This window comes from Vreelandella sp. GE22 (assembly GCF_968212445.1).
On sequence record NZ_OZ309110.1, the window covers coordinates 1,936,149 to 1,961,800 of the forward strand.

Sequence of the window (25,652 nt, forward strand, 5' to 3'; positions counted from 1 at the left end):
GACACACATGCAACGATACCGTCAGCGATTGGCCATCCCCGTCGCGCTGTTAGCAGCAACGCCGTTTTTGACGCTTAGCCCCTTGGCGCGAGCGGTAGAAGCCGCCATCAGCGGCGTCACCGGGCCGGTGCAAGAGAACGTTGACGCTTACCTGCAAAACATCGACGAAGAGCGCTATACCGACGTGCGCCTGGAAGGCGAGATCCGTCAGCGCGCCCAGGAAGCGCTGCGGGTTTTTGGCTACTACGAATCCGAGATCAACGTCGACGTCGATCAAACCCCGGTGAGGGTACGAATCGAGCCGGGCCCGGCGGTACGTATCGAAACCCTGTCGATCGATATTCAGGGCGATGCCCAGGACGACCCAACGTTTCAAGCGGCGCTGGACGCCTTTCCGCTCAGCGAAGGCGACGTGCTCAATCACGCCCCCTGGGACGAGCTAAGCTCCGATTTCTCGGGCCTTGCGATCGAGCGCGGCTACTTCGACTGGGGCTTTACCGACCGCCGTATGGAAGTTCGCCCTTATCTTGAAAGCGCGCGACTCTATATGGATTTCGATAGCGGCCCGCGCTACCAGTTCGGCAATACCGTCATTGTCGGCAGTCATATCCAGCCCGACCGGCTGCGTCAGATGCGCGGCTTCGAGACCGGCGACCCTTATCTTGCCGAATCCGTGGCTCGCTATAGTCAACGGCTGGGCGAAACCCGCTGGTTCAGCTCGGTCACCGTGCGCCCGCGGCTGCAAACCGCCCAGGAGTTGGTGATTGCGCCGAGTGGCGGTGGCTCGCCCTGGTTCGACTCGGCCACCGCGTCCCAGCCACAGCGCCCGCGGCTTTCGAGCGCGGCGTTCGCAAGTGCGCTAAGCCTTGGCCAGTCGGGCAACAACCGCCTGCCGATCGATGTAACCGTCGAGCCTGCCGACCGCCACCAATTCGAAACTGGTATCGGGTTTGCCACCGATGTCGGCCCCAGGCTGCGTTTTGGCTGGCAGCAGCCCTGGATCAATAGCTTGGGTCATAGCCTGAACCACGACCTTTACATTTCCGGGCCGGATCAGCGCTTTACCGGGGTGTATAACATTCCGCTGGAAGACCCGATTCGCGACAATTACCGGCTCCAGTACGGTATCCGTAACCGCGACGATAACGACACCCAATCAGTCGAGGGCACCATCGAGTTCGCCCGGCGCTGGGAGTTCGAAAACCGTTGGGTTCAGACGCTTTACTTACGTACCACCTACGAAGACTTTACCCAGGGCGGGCTCTCCGACGAGGTTTGGCTTTACTATCCCGGCATTCAGTGGTCGCGTACGCGCACCAGGCCCGAGCGCTTTCCGCTTTGGGGTGACCGTCAGCAGCTCTCGGTGGAGTATTCGGATACCGCCTGGGGGTCGGACGCCCGCTTTGCCCGCGTGACCGGTGATACCGAGTGGATCCGTACCCTCAATGCGGACAACCGCTTCTTAGCGCGCCTCAGCGTGGGCGCTACCGAAACCGATGACTTCGACAAGATTCCGCCCTCGCTGCGCTTTTTCGCCGGTGGGGATCGCAGCGTGCGCGGCTACTCCTATGAGAGCCTGGCGCCGCGTGGCGAAGACGGGCTGCTGCGCGGCGGCCAACAAATGCTGAGTTCGACGCTCGAGTACCAGCGCCGAGCAACCGGCGACTGGTGGGGCGCTGCCTTCGTCGATAACGGCAATGCCTTCAACGACTGGGAAGCCGAAGATCTGAAAACCGGGGCGGGCCTGGGCGTTCGCTGGGTATCGCCGGTCGGCCCCATTCGTTTCGACGTGGCGCATCCCTTCGACGATGACGACAACGATTACCGCTTACACTTCTCTATCGGCCCCGAGTTCTAGGAGCGCATTTTGGCAAACGTCGCAAAGAAAAAGCCGCGCAGGAAAAAGCGGCTCTCTTCTAGAACCCGTACCCGCTTGGCCATTTGGAGCCTGATCCGGCTTCTGATCCTCGTGCCGCTGTGGCTGTTTGGCCTGGTCGCGCTGATTTTGGGGACGGCGCTTTCCCCCTGGGGGACGGCGCAGATTTTCTCCCAGGCGGAAAAGCGCGGCTATATCAGCTTCGATTCGCAGTCTGGAGAGTTGCTCGACGAATTCACACTTCAAGGCTTTCGTTTGAACATCGGCACGACCCGGGCCGCCATCGATGACCTGGAACTTCGCTGGGCGGACGACTGTTTGCTGTCGGGGCGGCTATGTATCGACACGCTGCGCGCCGAAGGAGCGGATATCCGTATCGGCGCGAGTGACGATGAAACGCCGCCGGAAGAGAACCAGGAGCCGCTGCGCATTACGCTGCCTTTTCCCATCGAACTTCGCGAACTGGTACTGAACAACGCCGCGGTGACGTTAGGGGATGGTACGCGTATCACGCTGGAGTCATTGACCAGCGCCGCCATCGCCGAAGGGCAAAGCGTGCGTTTGGCGCCGACCGAGCTTGACCAGCCTCGCGTCTATTTGCCCCCGTCCCAAGGCGTTCGGCTCACCCAAAATACCGACACACCGCTCGAGGCCACCGGCATCGACGGGGCGATCGCCGTTCACGCGCCACGGGATGAGCAAGAGGCAACCGAAGACGAAGGCGGCGGAGTGCTGGTGAGCGAAAAAGGGCGAACGCAGCTGCCCGATATCACGCTCCCGATCGATGTCATCGTCGAAGAACTCGCCATCAACGACTTCGCCCTCGAAGGCGCCTTCGACTACCAGGTCGAGCGGCTCACGCTCGTGGGCTCGGTGGTAGAACACGATGTCGCGATCGATACTCTCTACGTGCTCACCCCGGACGCCGAAGTCGATCTTGCGGGCACTATCCGCTTGGCGGAAAGCTACCCCCTCGACCTAAACCTGGACACCACGCTTTACCTGCCCGAACGCTTTCCCGAGCTTAGCGGTAATACGCTATCGCTTTCACTGTCCGGCTCGCTTGCCGAACTAAGCGGCGAGCTCGACACCGAAGGGCTGGTCAATGTCGTGCTCGATGCAAGCGTGGACGTACTCGACCCGCGCTTTCCCTTCGATGTACGCCTGCAAACCGAGCAATTCCAGTGGCCGCCCACGCCGGCGGCAAACAGCGACGCCGAGCCCTTGACGGTGGAGAACCTGGATCTTCGCGCCAGCGGTAACCTGGAAGCGTTCACGGTGGTGCTCGACGCCGACGGTATCGAGGACACCAGGCTCGAAGCGCGTGTCGATCTTGACGATCCGACGTATCCGTTCGACCTGCGTCTACGAAGCGAGCGGTTCCAATGGCCGCTGATCGCTGCAGAAAACGCCGAAACCGACCCTATCGTCGTACAGAATCTGGATCTGCACGCCAACGGCGACCTGGAGGCGTTCACGTTAGTGCTCGACGCCGATGGGATCGAGGATACCCGTCTCGAGGCACGCATCGATATCGAGGATACGAACTACCCGTTTACCGCTCGGCTTCAAAGCGGACGGTTACAGTGGCCCCTGATCGCCCCGGAAAACGCCGAGACCGCCCCTTGGGTCCTGCAGGATATGGATATGCGCGCCGAGGGTGACATCAACGCTTACACACTAGCGTTGGACGTGGACGGCCAGGGGCCGGAGGTGCCGCTTTTATCGCTGAACGTAGAGGGCAGCGGCGATACCGGCTCTTTTAGCTGGTCATCCCTTGCCCTTCGAATCGATGAAAGCCGGTTGGCAAGCCAGGGGCGGGTCAGTTGGGCCGACGCCATTGCCCTGGATACGCGGATTCGACTGGATAACTTCGACCCCTCGCACTTCGTCGATGACCTCAACGGCTCCCTCGATGGAGATATCGAACTTGGCGTGCTTCAGCAGGGCAACCGCTGGCTGATCGACCTGCCCGAACTTTCGATCGGCGGCGAACTCCAGGATTACCCACTGACGCTGCAAGCCGCGCTGACCGCTAATACGGACCTGGAAGTCGATATCGACGAGCTGCTCTTTACCCAAGGCGAGAACCGTCTTACCGCCCAGGGCCAGGCAAGCCAGCAGGCGCTTTCGCTGGATGCGGACATTGCGCTCACCCAGCTGCAAACCCTGCATCCGGAACTTGCCGGCCGGTTGACCGGCGATATCCAGGCGCGGGGTAGCCTCAACGAGCCACGCCTCAACGCCGAACTAACTGGCGATGGCCTGCGCTTTGCCGACAACGCCGTCGAGCGGCTGACGCTCAACGGCGATGTCACCGGTATCGACGACCCGCGTCTGGACGTCGATTTAGCGCTCGAGCGCGTGATCGCCGGCGGCCAAACCTTCGAGCGCCTGAACCTGGCCCTGGACGGGCGACTTTCCCAGCATACGCTGGCCTTCGATGTACAAGGCGGCGACGGCGCGGTCATGAGCCGCGCCCAGCTCGAACTGGCAGGGCGCTTCGATCAGGCAGACCAGCGCTACCAGGCCCAGGTAACGCCGCTCGAGATCGACTCCGAGGCCGGCAACATCCGCCTCGAGAGCCCGCTCGATGTGCGCTACAACCTGGCCAACGGCCAGGCGCGGCTAACCCCGTTTTGCTTGCGCCGGCTTGAAGGCGGACTGGTCTGTTCAACGGAGACGATCAACGCCTCGGCGGATCAAGGCCAGGCCGCCTTGACCATGCGCGAAGTTCCCATGGAAATGCTTGAGCCGTTCTTGCCCGATGACTGGCGTCTTGAAGGTGACACGACGGCGGACTTGGGTCTTTCCTGGCGTCAGGGTGGGGCGCGCTGGCAGGCTAATGTCGAACTGTTGAGCGAGCTGGCCATTACCGCGATCAACGACTTTGGCCAGCCGGTTCAGCTGCCGGTCATCGACCTGGACGCCCAGATAGAGGCCAACCAGTCGCTGGCCAACGCAAACGTCGTGCTTTCGCTTTCAGAAGCCGGCCGGCTCGCCCTCGACCTTACCATTAACGACCCGATCGGCCAGGGCGGACTCAACGGCGAGTTGCGCGCCGGCAACGTCTCGCTCGAGCCTTACCTGCCGATGGTCGCGCAGCTCGACCAGTTACAGGGAGACCTGAACGGCAGCGTTCAAATCGGCGGCACCACGGCCCAGCCGGATCTTCAGGGCACTCTAGCCCTGCGTGGCGTACGGGCGCGCGGGCCGGATATCCCGCTGGATATCGTGGATGGCGAGCTGGCCCTGCGCTTCGACGGCGGCCAGGGCTCCATCGACGGTTTCGTGGCCGCCGAGCGGGGCCGGCTCAACATCACCGGCGATGCCTACTGGCCTGAGGACGAGCAGTGGCGCATGGGCATCGATCTAAACGCGGTACAGGAGCCGTTACTGGTGGTGCTTCCTCAGTTTGGCCGCCTGGAGGCCGCACCGGATATTCGTATTCGCATCAACCCGGAGCTTCTTCAGATACGCGGTAACGTGGACATCCCTTGGGCGCGACTGGAAATCGGCCGACTGCCGGCCTCCGCGATTAGCCCAAGCGGCGATGAAATCATCATTACCGAGCGCCAGGACCGCGAAGCCGAGCGCATTGCCCAGCTTCAAGCCGCCAACGGCGAAGGGCCCAGCAGGACCGACGAACTCGCCCAGACCGGTATCGAACTCGATATGCTGATCACTCTGACGCTTGGCAGCGATATGCAGCTAGCGGCCTACGGGCTCGAGTCCGGGCTATCCGGCGGCCTCGAAATCCGCCAGGATAATGGCATCCTGCAACTGTTTGGCGAGGTGAACCTGGTCGATGGGCGTTTCCAGGCCTTTGGGCAGGACCTGCTGATTCGCCGCGGTCAGCTGATCTTTAGCGGCCCGCCGGGCCAGCCGGTGCTCGATTTCGAAGCGATTCGTAACCCGGATGTGACCCAGGATGACGTGATCGCCGGGCTTAGAGTCACCGGCACCGCCGACGAACCCAATGTCGCGATCTTCTCGGAGCCCGCCATGCCGGAAAGCAGCGCGCTCTCCTACGTACTGCGTGGGCGGGCACCGGATTCTTCCGGTGGCGGCGTCGACAGCGCCTTGACCACTGCGCTCATCGGTATGTCACTTGGGCGTACCGGCGGCGCGGTCGGCTCGATTGGTGAAGCCTTCGGCATCAACGATCTGGCACTCGACACCACCGGGGCCGGCGACGACAGCCAGGTCGCCTTGAGCGGCCAGCTCACCGACGACCTCCGCATTAGCTACGGCGTGGGAATTTTCTCGCCGATTGCGGAACTAACGCTACGCTATACGCTTTGGCGTAATCTTTACGTACAGGCGGTTACCGGTACGAGTCAGGCGGTGGATCTGATCTACACCTTCTCGCGCCAGGGCTCGCCCAGCATATTCCCACGGCAATAAGAGGTGGCCATGACACTTTTTTCCAGAACTTCGGCAGCACTGCCAGGCCGGGACACGCCGATCGAGACAAGCGACGTTCACGCCGTCAACGGCCAGTCGATCAAGGCGCCATTTCCCGAAGGGTACGATGAAATCGTGCTGGGTATGGGCTGCTTTTGGGGAGTCGAGCGTCTGTTTTGGCAAACCCCCGGCGTATTCGTCACCGCCGCAGGCTACGCCGGCGGCGAGACGCCAAACCCCACGTACGATGAAACCTGCACCGGGCGCACCGGCCACACCGAGGTTGTGCGCGTGGTTTATGACCCGGCCAAAGTGACACTTGCCACGTTGCTGCAGATCTTCTGGGAAGGGCACGACCCGACCCAGGGCAACCGCCAGGGCAATGACATCGGCAGCCAGTATCGCTCGGCGATCTTCACGACCAGCGAGGCCCAGCTCGAGCAAGCGCGTCAAAGCGCCGAGGCGTTTCAAGCCGCACTCGACGAACACGGCAAGGGTGAAATCACCACCGAGATCAGGCCGCTGGACACGTTCTACTACGCCGAGGGCTATCATCAGCAGTACCTGGATAAAAATCCGGGAGGCTACTGCGGCCTGAAAGGTACTGGCGTAACCTGTGCTATTGGCTAAGCTGGCTTCATCGTTCAATCGTTAGGGGGGCTCACCCCCTTCACACGACGCTTTAACCGCTCGCTCAGACTCCCTTTGAGCGGGCGGCTTTCGTTATACCGTCAAATTTCGTTATATAGTCAAGTAGCAAGGAGTCCCTATGTCAGCGCAGGCTGAGTTTGATTACGACCTGTTGGTCATCGGCGCCGGTTCCGGCGGTGTACGCGCGGCGCGCACCGCCGCCGCCCAGGGCGCCCGGGTGGCGATTGCCGAAGACCGCTACCTGGGCGGCACCTGCGTCAACGTGGGTTGTGTTCCCAAAAAGCTCTACGCCTACGCTTCGCACTTTCGCGATAGCTTCGACGATGCGGCCGGCTACGGCTGGCACCTGCCGGCAACGCCCACCTTTGATTGGCCGACGCTTCGCGATAACAAGTCCGGCGAGATCAAGCGGCTCAACGGTATCTACCAGCGCCTGCTCGAAAACGCCGGCGTGACGCTCTATAACGCCCGGGCTACGGTCGTCGATGCCCATACTGTCTCGCTTGGCTCAGCCACGGGCGATAGCCTGGTCAGCGCCAAAAAGATCCTGTTGGCCACCGGCGGCTGGCCCTGGGTGCCGGATTTTCCGGGAAGCGAGCATACGGTAACCTCCAACGAGGTGTTCGACCTCGACACGTTTCCTCAGCGCTTTCTGGTACTCGGCGGCGGCTATATCGCCGTTGAATTCGCTAGTATCTTCAACGGGTTGGGCAGCGAGACGCATCTGATCTATCGCCAGGAACTCTTTTTGCGCGGCTTTGATAACGAAGTGCGCGAATTTACTCGCGACGAGATGAAAAAGAAGGGCGTCAATCTACACTTCTCTGCCAATATTGAGCGTATCGACAAACAAGAGGATGGCCTCAAGGTCACCCTGACCACCGGCGAGACACTCATCGTCGATACCGTGCTGGCTGCCACCGGGCGCAACGCCAATATCGAAAGCCTGGGCCTCGACAAATTGGGTATCGCGCTCAACGAAAGTGGTAAAATCACGGTCAACGAGCGCTATGAAACCCAAGTGCCTTCCGTATTGGCCCTGGGGGATTTGATCGATAGCCCGGAGCTGACCCCGGTCGCCATCGCCGAGGCGATGCAGATCGCCGAGCTCCACTTTAGCGACTCGACACCGGAGCCTTTGGACTACGAGCACGTGCCCACCGCGGTGTTCTGCCATCCCAATATCGGTACCGTAGGATTGAGCGAAGAGGCCGCGCGGGAGCGCTTTGCCCATATTCGCGTGTATCGCACCGATTTCAAACCCATGAAACATACGCTGTCGGGAAGCGACGAGCGCATGCTGATGAAGCTGGTCGTGGATGACGCAAGCGACGTTGTGGTCGGCGCTCATATCGTGGGCGAAGATGCAGGCGAGCTGATTCAGAACGTGGGCATTGCGGTGCGTGCCGGGCTCACCAAGACGGATTTCGACCGCACCCTAGGGGTTCACCCCACGGGCTCGGAAGAACTTGTCACCATGCGCACGCCGTCGCGCACGTGACACCCAACACTTCGACCCAACGACAATGAACCCAAGCGAGCGAAAGCTCGCTTTTTTTTACCACTTTTTTGAAGTTGGACTAAGCTTTTAGCATCCAGGTCGTTATGGGCGCTGTCTGCATAGCCGAGCTGAGTATAATTAAAAATTATCAAACAGGGAGAAAAACATAACATGCATTTTGAGTTATTAATAATTCGCTGTTATAGTAGCGTTCGAATTCGCAACGGCGAAGTAACACCATGAGCATGCCTTCAACATCTTTTACGCCTTCTTTCGATTTAGCTAGACCCACCGTTGCCGATGCGGTAGTGGGGAGCGAGCAGATGCCGCTCTACATCCGCAAGCCCAACGCCGACGACGGCTGGGGCATTTACGAGCTGGTCAAAGCCTGCCCGCCACTCGATGTGAATTCCGCTTACGCATACCTTCTGCTAGCGACCCAGTTTCGTGACACCTGCGCGGTCGCCACCAATGAAGAGGGCGAAATCGTTGGCTTCGTCTCGGGTTACGTCAAGGACAACGCCCCGGACACGTTCTTTCTATGGCAGGTGGCGGTGGGTGAAAAAGCCCGCGGTACCGGTCTTGCTCGGCGGCTGATCGAAGCGATCATGTCCCGCGAGGAACTCGGCGCTGTACACCACATGGAAACCACGATCACCCCGGATAATCTGGCTTCCTGGGGGCTTTTCCGTCGCCTGGCCGCGCGCTGGCAGGCACCGCTCAATAGCCGCGAATACTTTTCGACCGAGCAGCTCGGTGGCGAGCACGACCCGGAAAACCTCGTACGTATAGGGCCGTTTCAAACCGACAATATCGTTTAATCGAGGGTCGTTTACCGTTACTTGATTGCTCGAGTAAGCCCTTGAAAATTCATTTAGCCGTCTCAAGGTTCTGAGACAGGTCATTCTCTGAAAGGGAGGTCAACATGCAGACCCAAACGTTCGAACGTATGGAATCCAATGTGCGCACCTATTCGCGCTCGTTCCCGGTGGTATTCACCAAGGCGCAAAATGCGCGCTTGACCGATGAAGAGGGGCGCGAATACATCGATTTCCTCGCCGGTGCCGGTACGCTCAACTATGGTCACAACAATGCCCACCTCAAGGAAGCGATGATCGACTATCTGTCGTCGGATGGCGTGGTGCATGGTCTGGATATGTGGACGGCCGCCAAGCGTGACTACTTCGATACGCTGAACGAGCTGATTTTCAAGCCGCGCGGGCTCGACTACAAAGTGCACCTGCCGGGCCCCACGGGCACCAACGCCGTCGAGGCAGCGATCCGCTTGGCCCGGGTTGCCAAGGGTCGCCACAACATCGTGACCTTCACCAACGGCTTTCACGGCGTCACCATGGGCGCGCTTGCCACGACCGGTAACCGCAAATTCCGCGAAGCGACCGGCGGCATCCCAACCCAGGGCGCAAGTTTCTTGCCCTATGATGGTTACATGGGTGAGCACGCCGATACGCTGGATTACTTCGAGAAGCTTCTGGGCGATAAGTCCGGTGGGCTGGATATTCCGGCGGCGGTCATCGTCGAAACCGTGCAAGGCGAGGGCGGTATCAACGTGGCGGGCCTTGATTGGCTCAAGCGCTTGGAAAGCATCTGCCATGCCAACGATATTCTTTTGATCATCGACGACATTCAGGCAGGCTGCGGGCGGACCGGCAAGTTCTTCAGCTTCGAACATGCAGGTATCAAACCCGATATGGTGACGAACTCCAAGTCACTTTCCGGTTTTGGTCTACCGTTTGCTCACGTATTGATGCGCCCGGAACTCGACCAGTGGAAACCAGGTCAGTACAACGGCACCTTCCGTGGTTTCAATCTCGCCATGGTTACGGCGACGGCGGCGCTTAAAAAGTACTGGTCCAACGATACCTTCGAGCGTGACGTACAGCGTAAAGGGCGTATTGTGGAAGAGCGCTTCCAAAAGCTTGCCAAACGTCTTAGCGATAGCGGTATGCCAGCCACCGAACGCGGTCGCGGCTTGATGCGCGGTATTGACGTAGTATCTGGCGATATTGCCGATGAAATTACCGGTAAGGCGTTCGAGCACGGCCTGATCATCGAAACTAGCGGCCAGGGCGGTGAAGTCGTCAAATGTCTCTGCCCGCTGACCATCAGCGATGAAGACCTCATTGCGGGTCTGGATATTCTCGAAAAATGTGTCGAAGCAGTGATCAACGAAAAAAAGTAACGCGGTAGACCCCGTTAAGCCACGCCCAAGACTATTACGGTGGCCAAGCACGGCCACCTCATAAGGAGCACATCGATGATCGTTCGCAACCTGGAAGAAGCGCGTAAGACAGACCGCCTGGTAACAGCGGAGAACGGCAACTGGGACAGCACGCGCCTGATACTGGCCAGCGACAAGGCCGGCTTCTCGTTTCACATCACCCGTATTTTCCCGGGCACCGAAACCCATATTCATTACAAGAACCACTACGAAGCCGTTTTCTGCTACGAAGGCGAAGGTGAAGTAGAAACCATCGCCGATGGCAAAATCTGGCCGATCAAGGCAGGTGATGTCTACATGCTGGATCAGCACGACGAGCATCTGCTGCGCGGCAAGGAAAAAGGCATGACCGTGGCCTGTGTGTTTACACCTGCGCTTACCGGCAAGGAAGTCCATCGCGAAGATGGATCTTACGCGCCGGCAGAAGAGTGACCTGGTAGCTACCGCATTGGTACTGCCAACGTAGTCGTTCAAAGGACAGCCCGATAAGGGCTGTCCTTTTTATTGGACAAGCCTTCATCCCGCGGGCATAGAGAAGATGCAGACAAAAGCAAAGCTCAAGACCAGGGTGGGCTGTCGGGAAAGGCTTTCTCAATAAGTTCGCATAATATATATTATGTTAAATCAAATATCCTGAGTTAATAAAAACCGCCACCTTATTGGACAAGGCGGCTTACTTATTCATATTATTCCCCCTCTCGATCGGCAAGGAATTTCCATTTTATGCGCCCAACACTTATCTGGTTGATGGCTACGCCGCTGCTATTGGCGGGCTGTGCAGTGAACCAGCCAGAGCCAAACGAGCCTCCGCCGCTAAGCCAGGCGTCGTTTGACTCGCGCATTCAGGAGCTCGAATCGGCGCTCGTTCAGCAGTGCGACACCCGTTCGCTGCAAACCGAGCAGACCAGCCAGCACCAAATCCTGGTCTCCAACATGCACGAAGTGGGCAATCTGCTGCGCGTACTGCAGCGTGACGTGGCGGATCTCGAAGCTCGCGGTGAAGAGCCCTTGATCGTTCGCGAAGAGTGCGAGATCGAGCAGACTCAGAGCGATAAAACGCTTTTGGGACGCAGCGAATGGGTCGGCTTTCCCATGATCGGCACCTACCTGCAGGCCCGTATCGACTCGGGAGCCAGCACCTCATCGCTTTCCGCCTCGGATATCACGCGTTTCGAGCGCGATGGCGAAAATTGGGTGCGTTTCAAACTGGCCCTCAACGAAGACGATGTAGCCGTCGAGCAGGTACGCGACGAGTGGATCGAAGCACCTATCCAGCGCCGGGTTCGCATCGTTCAAGCCTCTGGCGAAGAGTCGCGGCCGGTCATCTCGTTGCTGTTGACCCTGGGGCCGATTCGCGAAAACGTCGAATTCACGCTAAACGATCGGTCACATCTGGATTTTCCGGTGCTTTTGGGACGACGCTTCATGATGGATATTGCCACTATCGACGTGGCGCAGTCTTACATTCACGATCGGCCCGAATTCCCCGGCGGCGAGCCTGCAGACCAGGCGGCTGACGATGAAGTAGCTGATGATCAGGACGATACCGAAGAGTAACCGCTCTACCCTGTCGCTTTTCGCTGAAAGGAATCTTCATGTCACGCTTGCCCTTCTATTTGATCGTGGGTTTTTTATTGATTGCGGGGATCGCTGCCAGCGTTCACCGCCACGTCCAGTTCGAAATTCCCTGGGTGCCCGGCGAACAGCGTCAGGTATGGGAAATCGAAGCGGTCATCACCTTCAACGCCCAAAACGGCCCGGTTCAGGTCGACCTTGCGCTGCCTTCCCACCAGGCGGGATACCGCGTACTGACCGAAAACACCGCGTCCTCCGGCTATGGACTTGCCTATAGCGCCGACGAGCTGGGCCGCCAGGCGCAGTGGACGATTCGCAACGCCGCCGGTAGCCAGCAGCTTTACTACTCGGTACAGATGCTGGTATCACCGGATGCCCGCGCGCCGATCCAGACCCCGCCCGGGCTTTCGACGCCTGCCCCCTGGGAGTCACCCTACGAGTCGGCCGCTGAACAGATCATCGAACGCGCTTGGGCGCGCAGTGCCGATAACGCGACCTTCGCCCGCGAGCTCATCCTGGATATCAACGGCGAGCGCCAAGCGGAAAATGCGCGCCTGCTGCTGACCCAGGAAGAGCCTTCGGCGCTTATCGTGCGTCTTTTAAACCAGGCCGGTGTCCAGGCGCGGGAAGTCAGCGGCTTATTGCTCGAAGACGCCCGCCGGCGTCAGTCGCTGTCTAGCTGGATTCAGGTCTTCGACGAGCCCGGTGATCAGTGGGCGATTTTCAACCCGGTCACCGGCGAGCGTGGCCGGCCGGACAACCTGCTGCTGTGGGAAACCGGCGGCCGCGCGGTGCTCGAAGTGCTGGGTGGCACCAACTCCCAAGTCAGCTTCTCGATGTTGACCCATAATCAGCCCGCCTCGGCGGCCGTGCGCAATCACCGCTCGGACAATACGCTGTTGAATTTCTCGATTCACAGCCTGCCGCTGGAAGAGCAGGCACTGTTCCAGACCATTTTGCTGATTCCCATCGGTGCGTTGGTGGTCGTGCTGCTGCGCGTATTCATCGGCGTTAAAACCTCCGGTACCTTCATGCCGGTACTGATCGCCCTGGCGTTCATCCAGACCACGCTGCTAACGGGTCTCATCGGCTTCTTGCTGATCGTTGCCGTTGGCCTGGTGATTCGTAACTATCTGTCTTATTTGAATTTACTGTTGGTAGCGCGAGTGTCGGCGGTGATCATCACGGTCATCGCCATCATTGCCGCCTTCACCGTACTGGCCTACCGTATGGGGCTTAGTGCCGGGCTTACCGTCACTTTCTTCCCGATGATCATTTTGGCCTGGACGATCGAGCGCATGTCGATTCTCTGGGAAGAGGAAGGCCCCAAGGAAGTACTGATTCAGGGGGGCGGTAGTTTGGTCACCGCGGTACTGGCGTACCTGGCCATGAATAACCCCTGGATTCGCCACATCACTTTCAATTTCCTCGGTGTGCAGCTGATTCTGATGGCGTTCATTTTGCTGCTGGGTAACTACACCGGTTACCGCCTGCTGGAGCTTCGCCGCTTCAAGCCCATTATCGATGACGAGAAGCCGTCATGAGCTGGCTCAAGGACTGGACCTGGCCCAAAAACCTGCAGAACAAGGGCATCATCGGGATGAACCGGCGCAATATCCGCTATATTGGCCGGTACAACTCGCGCAAGCTCTATCCGCTGGTGGACGACAAGCTCCAAACCAAGTTGTTGGCCCAGCGCTATAACATCACCACGCCAGCGCTGATCGGCACGGTAGGCACCCAGTTCGGGGTCAAGCATATCGGCGCGATGCTGACCGGCCACAAAGGCTTCGTCATCAAGCCCGCCAAGGGCAGCGGTGGCAAGGGCATTCTGGTGATCGAGAACGTCGAAGAGAATGCCTTCATCAAACCCAGCGGCGCCCACCTGACACTGACCGATGTCGAGCGTCACGTGTCCAATATCCTCTCCGGGCTCTATTCGCTGGGTGGCTCGCCGGACGTCGCGGTGATCGAAACGCTGATCAACTTCGACGAGAGCCTGATGGCCTACACCTACGAAGGCGTACCGGATATCCGCGTCATCGTCTTCAAGGGCTACCCGGTCATGGCCATGATGCGCCTGTCTACCGCGGCCTCGGACGGTAAAGCCAACCTTCATCAGGGGGCGGTCGGCGTGGGGCTCAACATTGCCAGTGGCGAGGCGCTTCGCGGCGTGCAGTTCGACCGCCCCTGCTACCGCCACCCGGATACCGGCCATGATTTGGCAAGCCTGGTGGTGCCTCAGTGGGACACCCTCTTGAACCTGGCCGCCGGCTGCTATGAAATGACCGGGCTTGGCTATCTGGGCACCGACATGGTGCTCGACCGAGTACACGGCCCGATGCTTTTGGAGCTCAATGCCCGCCCGGGCCTCGCCATTCAAATGACCAACGGCGAGGGGCTGCGCCGACGGCTCGATTTGATCGAACGCCAACCCGATGGCGTGGGTGCCCAGGAGCGCGTGGCCTTTGCCCAGCACCACTTTGCCCGGCAAAGCGAGCTTACCGCCTCCCCTGACACGAAGGCGGCGAGCGCGTAAACTAGGCGTGTTACGTTAACCGGGTCGTTGATGATGAAAACCAGTACGCTACTGCAGCAGGCGGAATCACAGTGCATTACGCGGGGAGTGCGTTTTACGCCTATTCGCAAGCGCGTGCTCGAAATGATCGCGGACAACGGCGGCGGCTTGAAAGCCTACGATTTGCTCGACCAACTCTCGAGCGAACACGCCGCGGCCCGCCCGCCCACCGTTTACCGGGCGCTGGAGTTTTTGATTACCGAAGGCTTCGTTCACCGTATCGAGTCACAAAACGCCTATATTGCCTGCGCCTGCCCGGAACATACCCACGGCTTCCAACTGTTGATTTGCCGACAATGCGGCCACGTCGAGGAGTTACACCTGGATGCGATCAGCGACGAACTGGCAGAACTTGCAAGCCAAAAGGGCTTCAACGTAGAGCGCCAAACCATCGAGCTTCAGGGCCTTTGTGCGGCGTGCCGAAAAGAGCAGCGCATCGATTAGCCCTCCCCGAGTCCAACGGCTCGCGCCTGAATGCCTTCACTTAATACGAGTATTTATGTCCCGTTTTGACCAGATCCCGCCCAATGAGCTCTTTAAAGCGATCGAAGCCGCCACGGGAGAAGATACGCTGCCCGAGACGGCAACGCTTTTGGACGCGGCCAAATTCAACGACGAAGGACTGATACCGGCCATTGCCCAACAGCACGACACCAAAGAAGTGCTGATGATGGCCTGGATGAACCGCGAAGCGTTGGAAGAGACGTTAAAAACGAAACGCGTGTGCTACTACTCGCGCTCGCGCAAAAAGCTCTGGCGTAAGGGCGAAAGCTCCGGCCAGCAGCAAGCGCTGGTGTCCGCCGCCTTTGATTGCGACGGCGACACGCTACTTCTTCAGGTCGATCAAACCGGTCCTGCGTGCCACACCGGGCGTAAAAGCTGCTTTTATATCGCAATCGACCCCCAAAACGCCGCGATCATCAGCGAAGCGCTGATTGACCCGGCCACCCTCTACGTCAAATAACGTGCCCGCTTTACGCGCTCTTAAAATCGCGCTGACCAGGGCGCTGGGGGCGGTCTTGATCGGTTTGGTCAAAGTGTATCAGGTAACGCTGAGCCCCCTGCTCGGCCCGCGCTGCCGCTTTTGGCCAAGCTGCTCCTCCTATACCGTTGAAGCCATAAAGGTTCATGGCCCGTTCAAGGGCGGCTGGATGGCGATCAAACGCATCAGCAAGTGCCACCCCGGCCACCCAGGTGGCATGGACCCGGTTCCCGGCGGGCGAAGCGAAGCCTTGCACAAGGCCGACCAGCGCAACGAAGGTAAAGACGCCTGCGCCGGTCACGACGATAAGCCGAACGGTAAGAACAAAGCCTAGGCGCTTTGCGCGACCTGATAGATACGTTCGAGCATGGCGTGCAGGCCGTTGCTGCGCGTGGGAGACAGGTGCTTATCCAGCCCCAGGTCCTGAAGAAAGTGCGGCTGGGTCGCGGTGATCTCTGCCGGCGTGCGCTCGCTATAAATGCGCAGCAGCATGCCGATCAACCCCGAGACGATGGCAGCGTCCGAGGTCGCCTTGAACACCAGCTTTTCGCCATCGACCTCATGGTTCATCCACACGTTCGACTGACACCCTTGGATCTTGTACTGCTCGGTTTGCCATTCACCAGGAAATTCAGGGAGCTGCTTTCCCATATCGATGATGTACTGATACCGGTCCATCCAGTTATCGAACATCTCAAACTCTTCAACCAGCTCTTGCTGGGCGAGCTCGGGGCCGGGCGTGCTCATGATGCCTCCTTGGACGTCTTGAAAGATAAATCTGGCAATCATTATAACGTGTCACTGCCCCTTTTTGGGGCCCTCGAATGAATGCGGTGGCGCTGCTGCTCGTCATGCCACTCGTCAGCCTCGGTATGCAGGTAGCGGCTGGTGGTTTCAAGACGGGCGTGGCGGGCGCTCTCGGCCAGGTAGCGAAGGCTGATGCCCGACTGCGCCTGGTGGGTAATCGAGGTGTGTCTCAGCCAGTGCGGCGTGGCCCGTCGCAACGTATCGACATGGGCCGGTTCGCCCTGCTCTTGCTCGAGCGCTTGCGCGGCCTGTAAAAACGCCGACTTGATCAACCGATAGAGCTGGTTGTCGCTGATACTGCGCGTTTTATCCAGTGCACGCAGAAGTGGCGTCGGTTCATCGAAGCCAGGCAGCGGCGAAAGGCCGAGCGCGAAGCGCCACTCTTTTAGCGCTTCGAGCATGTCCTCGGGCAGCGGTATACGCGCCCGTTTCTGCCCCTTGCCGGTCACCACCCACCACCAGCGCCCTTCTATCAGCCGAAAGTCTTCCATTTTGGCCTCACTCATCTCGCTGATGCGCGGCGCCAATAAGTAAGCAAAGCTGAAAATGAACCGCCGCCTCGCCTGCTCGAAGCGCTGCCTGGGGCTTGCACCCTCCTCTGTCTGGCCAAGCCAGTCCCAAAGCCACTGCCAAAGCGACTGCTCCAGGTAGCGCTCGACCGACGTCGTCTGATTATTGAGCCGCCGCGATTTATCGCGCATCAACCTAAACGGGTTATGCGCGACCCATCCCGCCTCGACCAGCCAGCTATATAGCCCTTGAAGAATGACCAGACTTTGGCGGCGGCTGGCCGGTGAAAGCCCGGCGCGAAACGGTCGCCAGTCCGGACTAGAGCGCGGCGCGCCGGGCCCGATCCAAAAGGATGCGGGCTCCGGGTTTTCCAGAAACGCCTCGAAGGCGCGAAGCGCCTCGCGATCCACATCATTCAAGCGCCTACCGATGCTATCGAGCCAGAGCAGCAGCCGCTGCGCCTCGCGCCGGTACGCCTTGAAGGTTTGGGGGCTTTCGCGATATTCCGCAAGCCAGAGCCCCACCGCCTCGGCGTCACTTGCGGCCTCGATGCGCGCACCGCTGGCAGCACGCTCGACGCCCCCTAAAACTTCTTCTAATTCAATATTTTGACTAACCAGCAGCCCGTCATCGCTCACGCCGCCCTCCTGTTTGTTTGCCCCTCATCCCGAATTCTGACGATTAACTTATAAAAACTCAAGATAATACGTGTAATCTTGAATTTAATGAAATAATCGTAAATAAAATTAAATATTACGTTTTACGTAATTATTGTATTAATAAGCACACTAAGCCAAAATGGCCGCTTCACCGACCATCAGGATCGACACCATGGCGCGTAGCGGCATTCAGTACAGCGACGTTCAGCAGGCAATCGATACGCTGCTGAGCCAGGGCGATAACCCCAGTGTTCAGCGCATCCGCGAGGTGCTGGGTACGGGCAGCTTTACGACCATCAGCGAGCACTTTCGCCAGTGGCGTAGTGAGCGCGAACAAAACCGTGACGTACCGCCGCCCAAGGGCGTACCGGAAGTCGTCGTGAATACGGCGAGTGAGCTGTGGCGCGAGGCCCAGGACGTCGCTAATCAGGCGCTGGTTCACTACCGCGAAGACGCCAGCCGTCAGGTAGACGAAGCCAAGGAAGTCGCGGAGCGCGCCGAGCAGAACGCCCTGGATGCCCAGCAGCGCGAGAAAGCGCTGGCCGAGCACCTGCGTCATACCGAGGCGCGCCTTGAAGCACTGAGCCGCGAACTCGCCACGCTCGAGTCGAGCCAGGCGCAGCTGATCGAGCAGGCAACGCGCGCCGAGCAGCAGACCGAGCGCGCCCAACACGCCAATGCAGAACTCGAACAGCGTTATCAGGCGCACCAGGAAAGCGCCCAACAAGAGCGCCAGGCAATGCAAAAAAGCTGGGAGCAGCGCCTGGCCCAGGAGGAGGAGCGCAACGAAGCCTCCGAGGGCAAGCTGATGGCCCTACTGGATACGCTCAGACAAGAGCGCGCCCAAGAAGAGAAAGCGCACCAGAAGCGGCTCGGCCAGCAGGAGCAAAAGCGCACTACGCTCGAAGAGGAGCTTGCACGCAAGCAGGAAGCCCTTCAGCAGCAGAGCCTGGAGGCGCGCAGTGCCAAAGAACACCTGGCGCAGCTTGAGAAGGATAAACGCGCCTTGAGCGAGGACAATGCCGAGCTCGAGCAACGCCTGCAGCAGAGCCAGCAACAGCTGGAGCAGAGCCGCGCCCAGGCAAGCGATGCCAACGCATGGCAGCGCTCGCTCAACGAACAGATCCAGGCGCTTCATCAGCAGCTAAGCACCCTGCCGCAAACGCTCAACGCGGCGCAAAAGGAGAGTGATACAAAAAAGCCACCTCGCTAGGAGGTGGCTCTGCTTTCTTATCAGGTCAGAGCGGCGAAGGCCGACTTCTCCCGGCGCCTCATTGGCTTAGGTCTGGGGCTTGGGGGTCTCGTCCTCCGACTCCTCGGGCTGCTCCCAAGAGCCTTCTTCGGTCCAGGGGTCGTTTTCCGGAAACTCTTCGATATTGATCTCCGGGTCGTTGTAATCCGGCTGATAGCGCAAATCGTATTTGGCAGCGCGCACCATCGAGACCATCAACAGCACCGCGATCAATAAAAGCGGCACCCCGCTGACGATACTCGCCGTCTGCAGCGTCTCGAGACCGCCCAGAAACAGCAGCGACATGGGCAAAAACGACAGCGTGAACGCCCAGAACAGGCGATGAAAACGCCCAGGCTCTTCCTCGAGATTCTTCTCCGCCGCCGAGGAGAGAATGTAGGCGATGGAGTCGAAGGTGGTGGCCGTGAAGATCGAAAGCAGTATCACCACCGCCAGCGTCACCAGCCAGGTCAGCGGAAGCTCACCCAGCACCGCGTAGAACGCCGCGTTGGCGGAGCTGTCGTTCATGATCTGAATGACGTCCAGGGTACCGCTTAGCTGTAGGTAGAGGCCGTAATTGCCCAGGATGATGAAAAACAGCGCGCAGCCAAGTGAGCCGAAGAACATGGAGCCTGCCACCATGGTCTTGATGCGCCGGCCCTTGGAGATTCGCGCAATGAATAGGCCTACCGTCGGCGCAAAAACGAGCCACCAGGCCCAATAGAACACCGTCCAGGTCCGGGTAAAGCCGGTTTCCTCGAAGCCACCCAGTGAGCCAAAGGGCTCGGTCCAGGTCGCCATGCGCACCAGGTTACTCAGCATCAAACCAATGGAGTTGAGCCCGGTATCCAGAATGAATACCGTGGGGCCCACGATCAGGATGAACGTCAAGACGCCCAGGCCCAGCCACATGTTGATGTCGGACAAGAGCTCGATTCCGCCCTTGAGCCCGCGCCAGGCACTGATGGCAAAAAGCGCCGTGGTACCGATCAGTACCAGCACCTGACTGGCTGCATTAGGCGTGAAGTTGAAAAGATTACCCAGCCCTTCGTTGATCAACGGCACCAGAATACCCAATGAGGTCGCCCCGCCGCCCAGCATGCCGAAGATAAACAGAATATTGATGATATTGCCAAGCCAGCTACGCGCGAGCTTTTCCCCCAGCACCGGGCGAATCGCCTCGCTAATGCGCAGTACCTTGTGCTTGCGCACATGGAGGAAGTACGCCATGGGCAGCGCCGGCACCAGATAGATCGACCAGGCCACCGGCCCCCAGTGGAACATGCCGTAGGTCGCCGCCCAGGCGGTGGCTTCATCAGAAAATGGCTCGAGCCCGAAGGGCGGATCCTGCAGGTAGTACATCCATTCGACCATGCCCCAGAACACCACCGCCCCGCCGATACCCGCGGCGAACAGCATCGCACCCCAGGAAAGCAAGGAAAACTCGGGCTCGGTGTCAATATCGCCGAGCTTGATCTGGCCGATATCGCTGAACACGATATAGAGCATGAACCCGAGCGAGGCGATCCCCATGGTCAAATAGAGCATGCCGAAGGTTCGTGAGACGAACTCCTGGGCGGCCATTACCCAGACCCTGCCCATCTCCGGGAAGATAATGAGCGGAAGCGTCACCAACAGCAAAAGCCCCAAAGAGCCGAAAAAGATCGGCTTGTGAATATTGGATAACATCGATGGCTTATTAATGATTCTGCCCCCCGGACATTTTAGTATCGTTATTGATGATTGGACGTAAGTCGTACCCCCCTATTCAAATATGCCATCAGCCGATGTTTTACAAATTTTTTACGCTGTAAAAGCGTTGATCAAGAGTTAAAAGGCGCTGTTGAGACCAGCCGTTTGCTTAAAAGCACCCACAAAAAAAGCGCCCCGCTAGTGCGGGGCGCTTTTGGGTTTAACGCTTACTAAAACGCCTTGGGGCGCTCGTTAGTAGTAGGCGTTGGTCGTATCCGAGTGATCGGTCACGTCGCGGATGCCGGCAAGCTCAGGGATGCGCTCGACCAGGGTCTTTTCCACCCCGTCTTTCAGGGTGAGATCCACTGCCGCGCAGCCCTGGCAGCCGCCACCGAAGGCAAGTACTGCTACCTTTTGCTCGGTGAGCTCGATCAGCTTGATCTCGCCACCGTGAGCGGCAAGCCCCGGGTTGATCTCGCTGTAGAGCACGTAGTTGATACGGTCTTCCAAGGGGCTGTCCGCATTCACCTTGGGCATCTTGGCGTTGGGCGCCTTGATGGTGAGCTGGCCACCCATGCGGTCGGCGTTGAAATCGACCACCGCTTCTTCCAGAAACGCGAGGCTGTTCTTGTCGAGAAACACGTTGATTTTCTCGAGTTCCAGCTTAACATCGCTGGGCTCTTCTTCGCCGGGACGGCAATAGGCCAGGCACGTTTCCGCGTAGGGTGTACCGGGCTGGGTAATGAAGATACGCACCGCAATGCCATCCACGTTCTGCTTTTCCAGCAGTTCCGCGAGATAGCCCTGGGCGCTATCGGTAATATCAATGCCGGGCGCTTCGATAGTCGTGGTCATGAGCGATCTGTTCCTCCTGTGGTAGCGGCTAGGCCGCTTCACATGTCATTTGTGTCCATGGTAAGCAAAACCGCCTGCCGACACAATCCCGACTATTTTAGTAAACTATTCCGTCGAACGCATTTCGTTTTGACTTATAAGCCGATGAGCACTTCAAAAATGCGGCCAAGCGACGAGGAAGATCACGCTCTTGACGTTCACGGTGCTGCCCCGCTCTTGACCGTTTGATATGATGAAGTTCCTTTGCGCTGGTGCTTGCGCCAATCCCCTTGATTGCCCTGCTGGAGACTCCCCCTCGCCATGGCTTTACGTGAAATGACTGCGTCGCTGACCCAACGCCTCTCCCAACACATCCTGCTGCTGGACGGGGGGATGGGCACCATGTTGCAAAACGCGGAGCTCAGCGAGGCGGAGTTTCGCGGCGAGCGCTTTCGCGACTGGCCTTCGGACCTGAAAGGCAATAACGACCTGCTGGCGCTGACACAAGCCGAGCTGGTCGCGCGCATTCACCGCGACTATCTCGAAGCCGGCGCAGACATTCTCGAAACCAACACCTTCAACAGCACCCGCCTCTCCCAGGCCGACTACGGCATGGAGGAACTGGTCGTCGAGCTCAACCGCGAATCCGCGCGGCTTGCGCGTAAGGTCTGTGACGACGTCTTCGATGAGACCGGCGTGCCCCGTTTTGTGGCCGGCGTGCTTGGCCCGACCTCGCGCACCGCCTCGCTCTCGCCGGACGTCAATGACCCGGCCAAGCGTAACGTCACCTTCGACGCGCTGTATGAAAACTATTACGAGGCCGCGGCCGCGCTGATCGAAGGCGGCGCCGATCTGATCATGATCGAGACGATCTTCGATACGCTCAACGCCAAGGCAGCGATCTACGCGTTAGAGGTGCTGTTCGAGGATCTGGGTCGGCGCCTGCCGGTGATGATCTCGGGCACGATTACCGACGCCTCGGGCCGCACACTTTCCGGCCAAACCACGGAAGCCTTTTGGAACTCGGTGCGCCACGCCAACCCGTTTTCCGTGGGTCTCAACTGCGCCCTCGGCGCGGAAGAGCTTCGCCCCTACGTGGAGGAGCTCTCCAACAAGGCGGATACCTTCGTCTCCGCCCACCCCAATGCGGGGCTTCCCAACGAGTTCGGCGAGTACGATCAAACCCCGGAAGAGATGGCCGCCATTGTCGGCGAATTCGCCAAGAGCGGGCTGGTCAACATCATCGGCGGTTGCTGTGGCTCCACGCCCGAGCATATTCGAGCCATCGCCGAGGCCGTGCGCCCCATGGCGCCGCGCCAGGTGCCCGAACGCGACAGGGCGTGCCGGCTTTCCGGGCTCGAGCCGTTCAACATCCAGGCGGATTCGCTGTTCGTCAACGTCGGCGAGCGTACCAACGTGACAGGCTCCGCACGCTTCAAGCGCTTGATCGTCGAGGAGGACTTCACCACCGCGCTGGAAGTGGCGCTGGAGCAGGTCGAGAACGGTGCTCAGGTGATCGACATCAACATGGACGAAGGGATGCTCGAATCCCAGGAGGCCATGGAGCGATTTTTGAACCTGATCGCCGGCGAGCCGGACATCGCCCGGGTGCCGATCATGATCGACTCCTCCAAGTGGGAGATCATCGAAACCGGGCTCAAGTGCGTGCAGGGCAAGGCGGTGGTCAACTCGATCTCGCTAAAAGAAGGCGAAGCCATCTTTCGCGAGCAGGCCACCAAGTGCATGCGCTATGGCGCGGCGATCGTCGTCATGGCCTTCGATGAAGAGGGCCAGGCGGACACCTTCGCGCGCAAGACCGAAATCTGCGAGCGGGCGTACCGCCTGCTGGTCGACGAGATCGGCTTCCCCGCCGAGGACATCATTTTCGACCCCAACATCTTCGCCATCGCCACCGGCATCGAGGAGCACAACAACTACGCGGTGGACTTCATCGATGCGTGCCGCTTCATTCGCGACCACCTGCCCCACGCCATGATCTCCGGCGGCGTGTCGAACGTGTCGTTCTCCTTTCGCGGCAACAACCCGGTGCGCGAGGCGATTCACTCGGTGTTCTTGTATCACGCGATCAAGAACGGTCTCTCCATGGGCATCGTCAATGCCGGGCAGCTCGCGGTCTACGACGATCTACCTTTGGAGCTTCGCGAAGCGGTCGAGGATGTGGTGCTCAACCGCCGCGAGGACGGCACAGAGCGCCTTCTGGACATCGCTGACAAGTACAAGGGCGACGGTAGCGGCGCAGCCAAGAAAGAAGATCTCGAGTGGCGCAGCCTCCCCGTCAACAAGCGCATCGAGCACGCCCTGGTCAAGGGCATCACCGCCCATATCGAGGACGACACCGAAGAGGCACGCGCCCAGGCTGCGCGCCCGATCGAGGTGATCGAAGGCCCGTTGATGGATGGCATGAACGTGGTGGGTGATCTCTTCGGCGCGGGCAAGATGTTTCTGCCCCAGGTGGTGAAGTCCGCCCGGGTCATGAAACAGGCGGTGGCGTATCTCATTCCGTATATCGAGGCGGAAAAAAGCGGCGACACCCAGGCCAAGGGCAAGATCGTCATGGCCACGGTAAAAGGCGACGTTCACGATATCGGCAAGAACATCGTCGGCGTGGTGCTTCAGTGCAATAACTACGAGGTGATCGATCTGGGCGTGATGGTCCCCGCCGAGAAGATCCTCAAGGCCGCCGAAGAGCACAACGCGGACATCATTGGCCTTTCCGGGCTGATCACGCCGTCCCTCGACGAAATGGTGCATGTGGCGAAAGAAATGCAGCGCCGCGGTATGGATCTCCCCCTTCTGATCGGCGGGGCCACTACGTCCAAAGCGCATACCGCGGTGAAGATCGAGCCGCAGTACGAACATCCGGTGATCTACGTCACCGACGCCTCTCGGGCGGTGGGTGTGGCCGGGCGGCTTTTGACCCCGAGCCTCAAGGGCGAGTACGTTCAGAGTATTCGCGATGAGTACGAGGTGGTGCGCGAGCGAAACGCCAAGCGTCGCCCCAAGGCCGCGGATCTTGACTACACTCAGGCGCGTAAACGCCGCTTCAAGACCGACTGGAACGAGGCAACGCCGGTCGAGCCGTTAAAGCCCGGCATTACCGTGTTCGAGAACTACGACCTTTCGGAGCTGGTCGAGCGTATCGACTGGACGCCGTTTTTCATGAGCTGGCAGCTAGCGGGCAAGTACCCGAAAATTCTCAACGACGAGGTAGTCGGCGAGGCGGCGCGCAGCCTCTTCGAGGACGCCAAAGCGATGCTCGATAAGCTCCTCACCGAGGGACATATTCACGCCCGCGGCGTGATCGGCCTGTGGCCTGCCAACAGCGTCGACGACGACGTGATCGAAGTCTACGCTGATGAGAGCCGCGAGGAAGTGGTCGATCGCCTTCACCATATTCGCCAGCAAACCACCAAGGGCCGCGACGGCCTGTGCTATAGCCTGGCGGACTTCATCGCCCCGAAAGAGAGCGGCAAGCCCGACTGGATCGGCGGCTTTGCGGTGACCACCGGCCACGGCGTCGACGAACTCTCCAAGGCGTATGAGAAAGCCGGCGACGACTACAACGCGATCATGGTGCAGGCGCTCACCGACCGGCTGGCCGAGGCGTTCGCCGAGCGCCTTCACGAGCGGGTACGCAAGGAGTTCTGGGGCTACGACAAGGATGAGGCGCTCGACAACGATGCCTTGATTGCCGAGAAGTACCGCGGCATTCGCCCTGCTCCCGGCTACCCGGCCTGCCCGGACCACACCGAAAAGGCGACGCTGTTTAAGCTTTTAAACGCGCCTGAAAATACCGGGCTGACGCTGACCGAGAACTTCGCCATGTGGCCGGCGGCGGCGGTATCGGGCTGGTACTTCGCTCATCCGCAGTCGAAGTACTTCTCGACCGGCAAGATCACCCGGGACCAGGTCGAGGCGCTGGCCAACCACAAGGGCATGGCGCTGGGCGAGCTTGAGCGTTGGCTATCGCCGGTGCTCTCCTACGAACCAGGCCAGGAAGAGAAAAAGGCGAGCTAAAAGTAATGCGCCGGTTTTGCATTCCGGCGCCCTTTTAAATAGCCTTTAACGATAAAAAGATAATTATATATT

The 25,652-nt window shown here is 59.5% G+C and carries 19 protein-coding genes; 15 read left to right on the plus strand and 4 right to left on the minus strand.

Annotated features, from left to right (window positions below; translation table 11 throughout):
• The first annotated feature begins 7 nt into the window (after positions 1 to 7).
• From tamA to yidD, 13 genes are all read left to right on the plus strand, one after another.
• On the plus strand, positions 8 to 1,858 hold the full coding sequence (gene tamA, locus ACWHRL_RS09280) for an autotransporter assembly complex protein TamA (protein ID WP_447896135.1): 1,851 nt from the start codon (positions 8 to 10) through the stop codon (positions 1,856 to 1,858).
• A 9-nt stretch (positions 1,859 to 1,867) separates the two neighbouring features.
• Positions 1,868 to 6,283 carry an autotransporter assembly complex protein TamB gene (gene tamB, locus ACWHRL_RS09285; protein WP_447896136.1) on the plus strand — a complete coding sequence of 1,472 codons (4,416 nt, stop codon included), beginning with the start codon at positions 1,868 to 1,870 and terminating at the stop codon, positions 6,281 to 6,283.
• Positions 6,284 to 6,292: 9 nt separating this feature from the next.
• The gene (gene msrA / locus ACWHRL_RS09290) at positions 6,293 to 6,913 is read left to right on the plus strand and encodes a peptide-methionine (S)-S-oxide reductase MsrA (RefSeq protein WP_447528860.1); all 621 of its coding nucleotides are present in this window, start codon (positions 6,293 to 6,295) and stop codon (positions 6,911 to 6,913) included.
• Positions 6,914 to 7,052: 139 nt separating this feature from the next.
• A complete protein-coding gene (gorA, locus tag ACWHRL_RS09295; RefSeq protein WP_447893438.1) occupies positions 7,053 to 8,435 on the plus strand; it encodes a glutathione-disulfide reductase in 1,383 nt (460 codons plus the stop codon).
• A gap of 239 nt (positions 8,436 to 8,674) precedes the next feature.
• On the plus strand, positions 8,675 to 9,256 hold the full coding sequence (ectA, locus tag ACWHRL_RS09300; protein WP_447893439.1) for a diaminobutyrate acetyltransferase: 582 nt from the start codon (positions 8,675 to 8,677) through the stop codon (positions 9,254 to 9,256).
• A 104-nt stretch (positions 9,257 to 9,360) separates the two neighbouring features.
• Positions 9,361 to 10,635, plus strand: coding sequence for a diaminobutyrate--2-oxoglutarate transaminase (ectB, locus tag ACWHRL_RS09305; RefSeq protein WP_447528863.1), 1,275 nt, complete (start codon positions 9,361 to 9,363; stop codon positions 10,633 to 10,635).
• A 75-nt stretch (positions 10,636 to 10,710) separates the two neighbouring features.
• A complete protein-coding gene (locus tag ACWHRL_RS09310; RefSeq protein WP_447528864.1) occupies positions 10,711 to 11,106 on the plus strand; it encodes an ectoine synthase in 396 nt (131 codons plus the stop codon).
• Positions 11,107 to 11,397: 291 nt separating this feature from the next.
• Entirely contained in the window at positions 11,398 to 12,231 is an 834-nt protein-coding gene (locus ACWHRL_RS09315) for an ATP-dependent zinc protease family protein (RefSeq protein WP_447893441.1), read from the plus strand.
• Between the two features lie 38 nt (positions 12,232 to 12,269).
• Positions 12,270 to 13,793, plus strand: coding sequence for an inactive transglutaminase family protein (locus ACWHRL_RS09320; protein ID WP_447893442.1), 1,524 nt, complete (start codon positions 12,270 to 12,272; stop codon positions 13,791 to 13,793).
• Positions 13,790 to 14,788, plus strand: coding sequence for an alpha-L-glutamate ligase-like protein (locus ACWHRL_RS09325; protein WP_447893443.1), 999 nt, complete (start codon positions 13,790 to 13,792; stop codon positions 14,786 to 14,788). The genes ACWHRL_RS09320 and ACWHRL_RS09325 overlap by 4 nt, the downstream gene beginning before the upstream one ends.
• Before the next feature lie 30 nt (positions 14,789 to 14,818).
• Entirely contained in the window at positions 14,819 to 15,271 is a 453-nt protein-coding gene (locus ACWHRL_RS09330) for a transcriptional repressor (RefSeq protein WP_447528868.1), read from the plus strand.
• 55 nt (positions 15,272 to 15,326) lie between these two features.
• Positions 15,327 to 15,791, plus strand: a complete 465-nt coding sequence (hisI, locus tag ACWHRL_RS09335) for a phosphoribosyl-AMP cyclohydrolase (RefSeq protein ID WP_447528869.1) — start codon at positions 15,327 to 15,329, stop codon at positions 15,789 to 15,791.
• A 1-nt stretch (position 15,792) separates the two neighbouring features.
• The gene (yidD, locus tag ACWHRL_RS09340) at positions 15,793 to 16,143 is read left to right on the plus strand and encodes a membrane protein insertion efficiency factor YidD (protein ID WP_447528870.1); all 351 of its coding nucleotides are present in this window, start codon (positions 15,793 to 15,795) and stop codon (positions 16,141 to 16,143) included.
• Here yidD and ACWHRL_RS09345 read toward each other — a convergent pair.
• Together ACWHRL_RS09345 and ACWHRL_RS09350 are read right to left on the minus strand one after the other, a co-directional pair.
• On the minus strand, positions 16,140 to 16,556 hold the full coding sequence (locus ACWHRL_RS09345) for a SufE family protein (protein ID WP_447893444.1): 417 nt from the start codon (positions 16,554 to 16,556) through the stop codon (positions 16,140 to 16,142). The genes yidD and ACWHRL_RS09345 overlap by 4 nt on opposite strands.
• A 41-nt stretch (positions 16,557 to 16,597) precedes the next feature.
• On the minus strand, positions 16,598 to 17,731 hold the full coding sequence (locus ACWHRL_RS09350; protein ID WP_447896160.1) for a tyrosine-type recombinase/integrase: 1,134 nt from the start codon (positions 17,729 to 17,731) through the stop codon (positions 16,598 to 16,600).
• A gap of 226 nt (positions 17,732 to 17,957) precedes the next feature.
• On the opposite strand from ACWHRL_RS09350, the gene ACWHRL_RS09355 reads away from it, so the two are divergent.
• Positions 17,958 to 18,998, plus strand: a complete 1,041-nt coding sequence (locus ACWHRL_RS09355; protein WP_447893445.1) for a DNA-binding protein — start codon at positions 17,958 to 17,960, stop codon at positions 18,996 to 18,998.
• Positions 18,999 to 19,064: 66 nt separating this feature from the next.
• Here the strand turns inward: ACWHRL_RS09355 and ACWHRL_RS09360 are convergent, their stop codons facing one another.
• Positions 19,065 to 20,705: a BCCT family transporter gene (locus ACWHRL_RS09360; RefSeq protein ID WP_447893446.1), complete on the minus strand. Its 1,641-nt coding sequence runs from the start codon at positions 20,703 to 20,705 to the stop codon at positions 19,065 to 19,067.
• 255 nt (positions 20,706 to 20,960) lie between these two features.
• The gene (gene nfuA / locus ACWHRL_RS09365; protein ID WP_447528874.1) at positions 20,961 to 21,563 is read right to left on the minus strand and encodes a Fe-S biogenesis protein NfuA; all 603 of its coding nucleotides are present in this window, start codon (positions 21,561 to 21,563) and stop codon (positions 20,961 to 20,963) included.
• Positions 21,564 to 21,863: 300 nt separating this feature from the next.
• On the opposite strand from nfuA, the gene metH reads away from it, so the two are divergent.
• Entirely contained in the window at positions 21,864 to 25,580 is a 3,717-nt protein-coding gene (metH, locus tag ACWHRL_RS09370) for a methionine synthase (protein WP_447893447.1), read from the plus strand.
• Positions 25,581 to 25,652 lie beyond the last annotated feature (72 nt).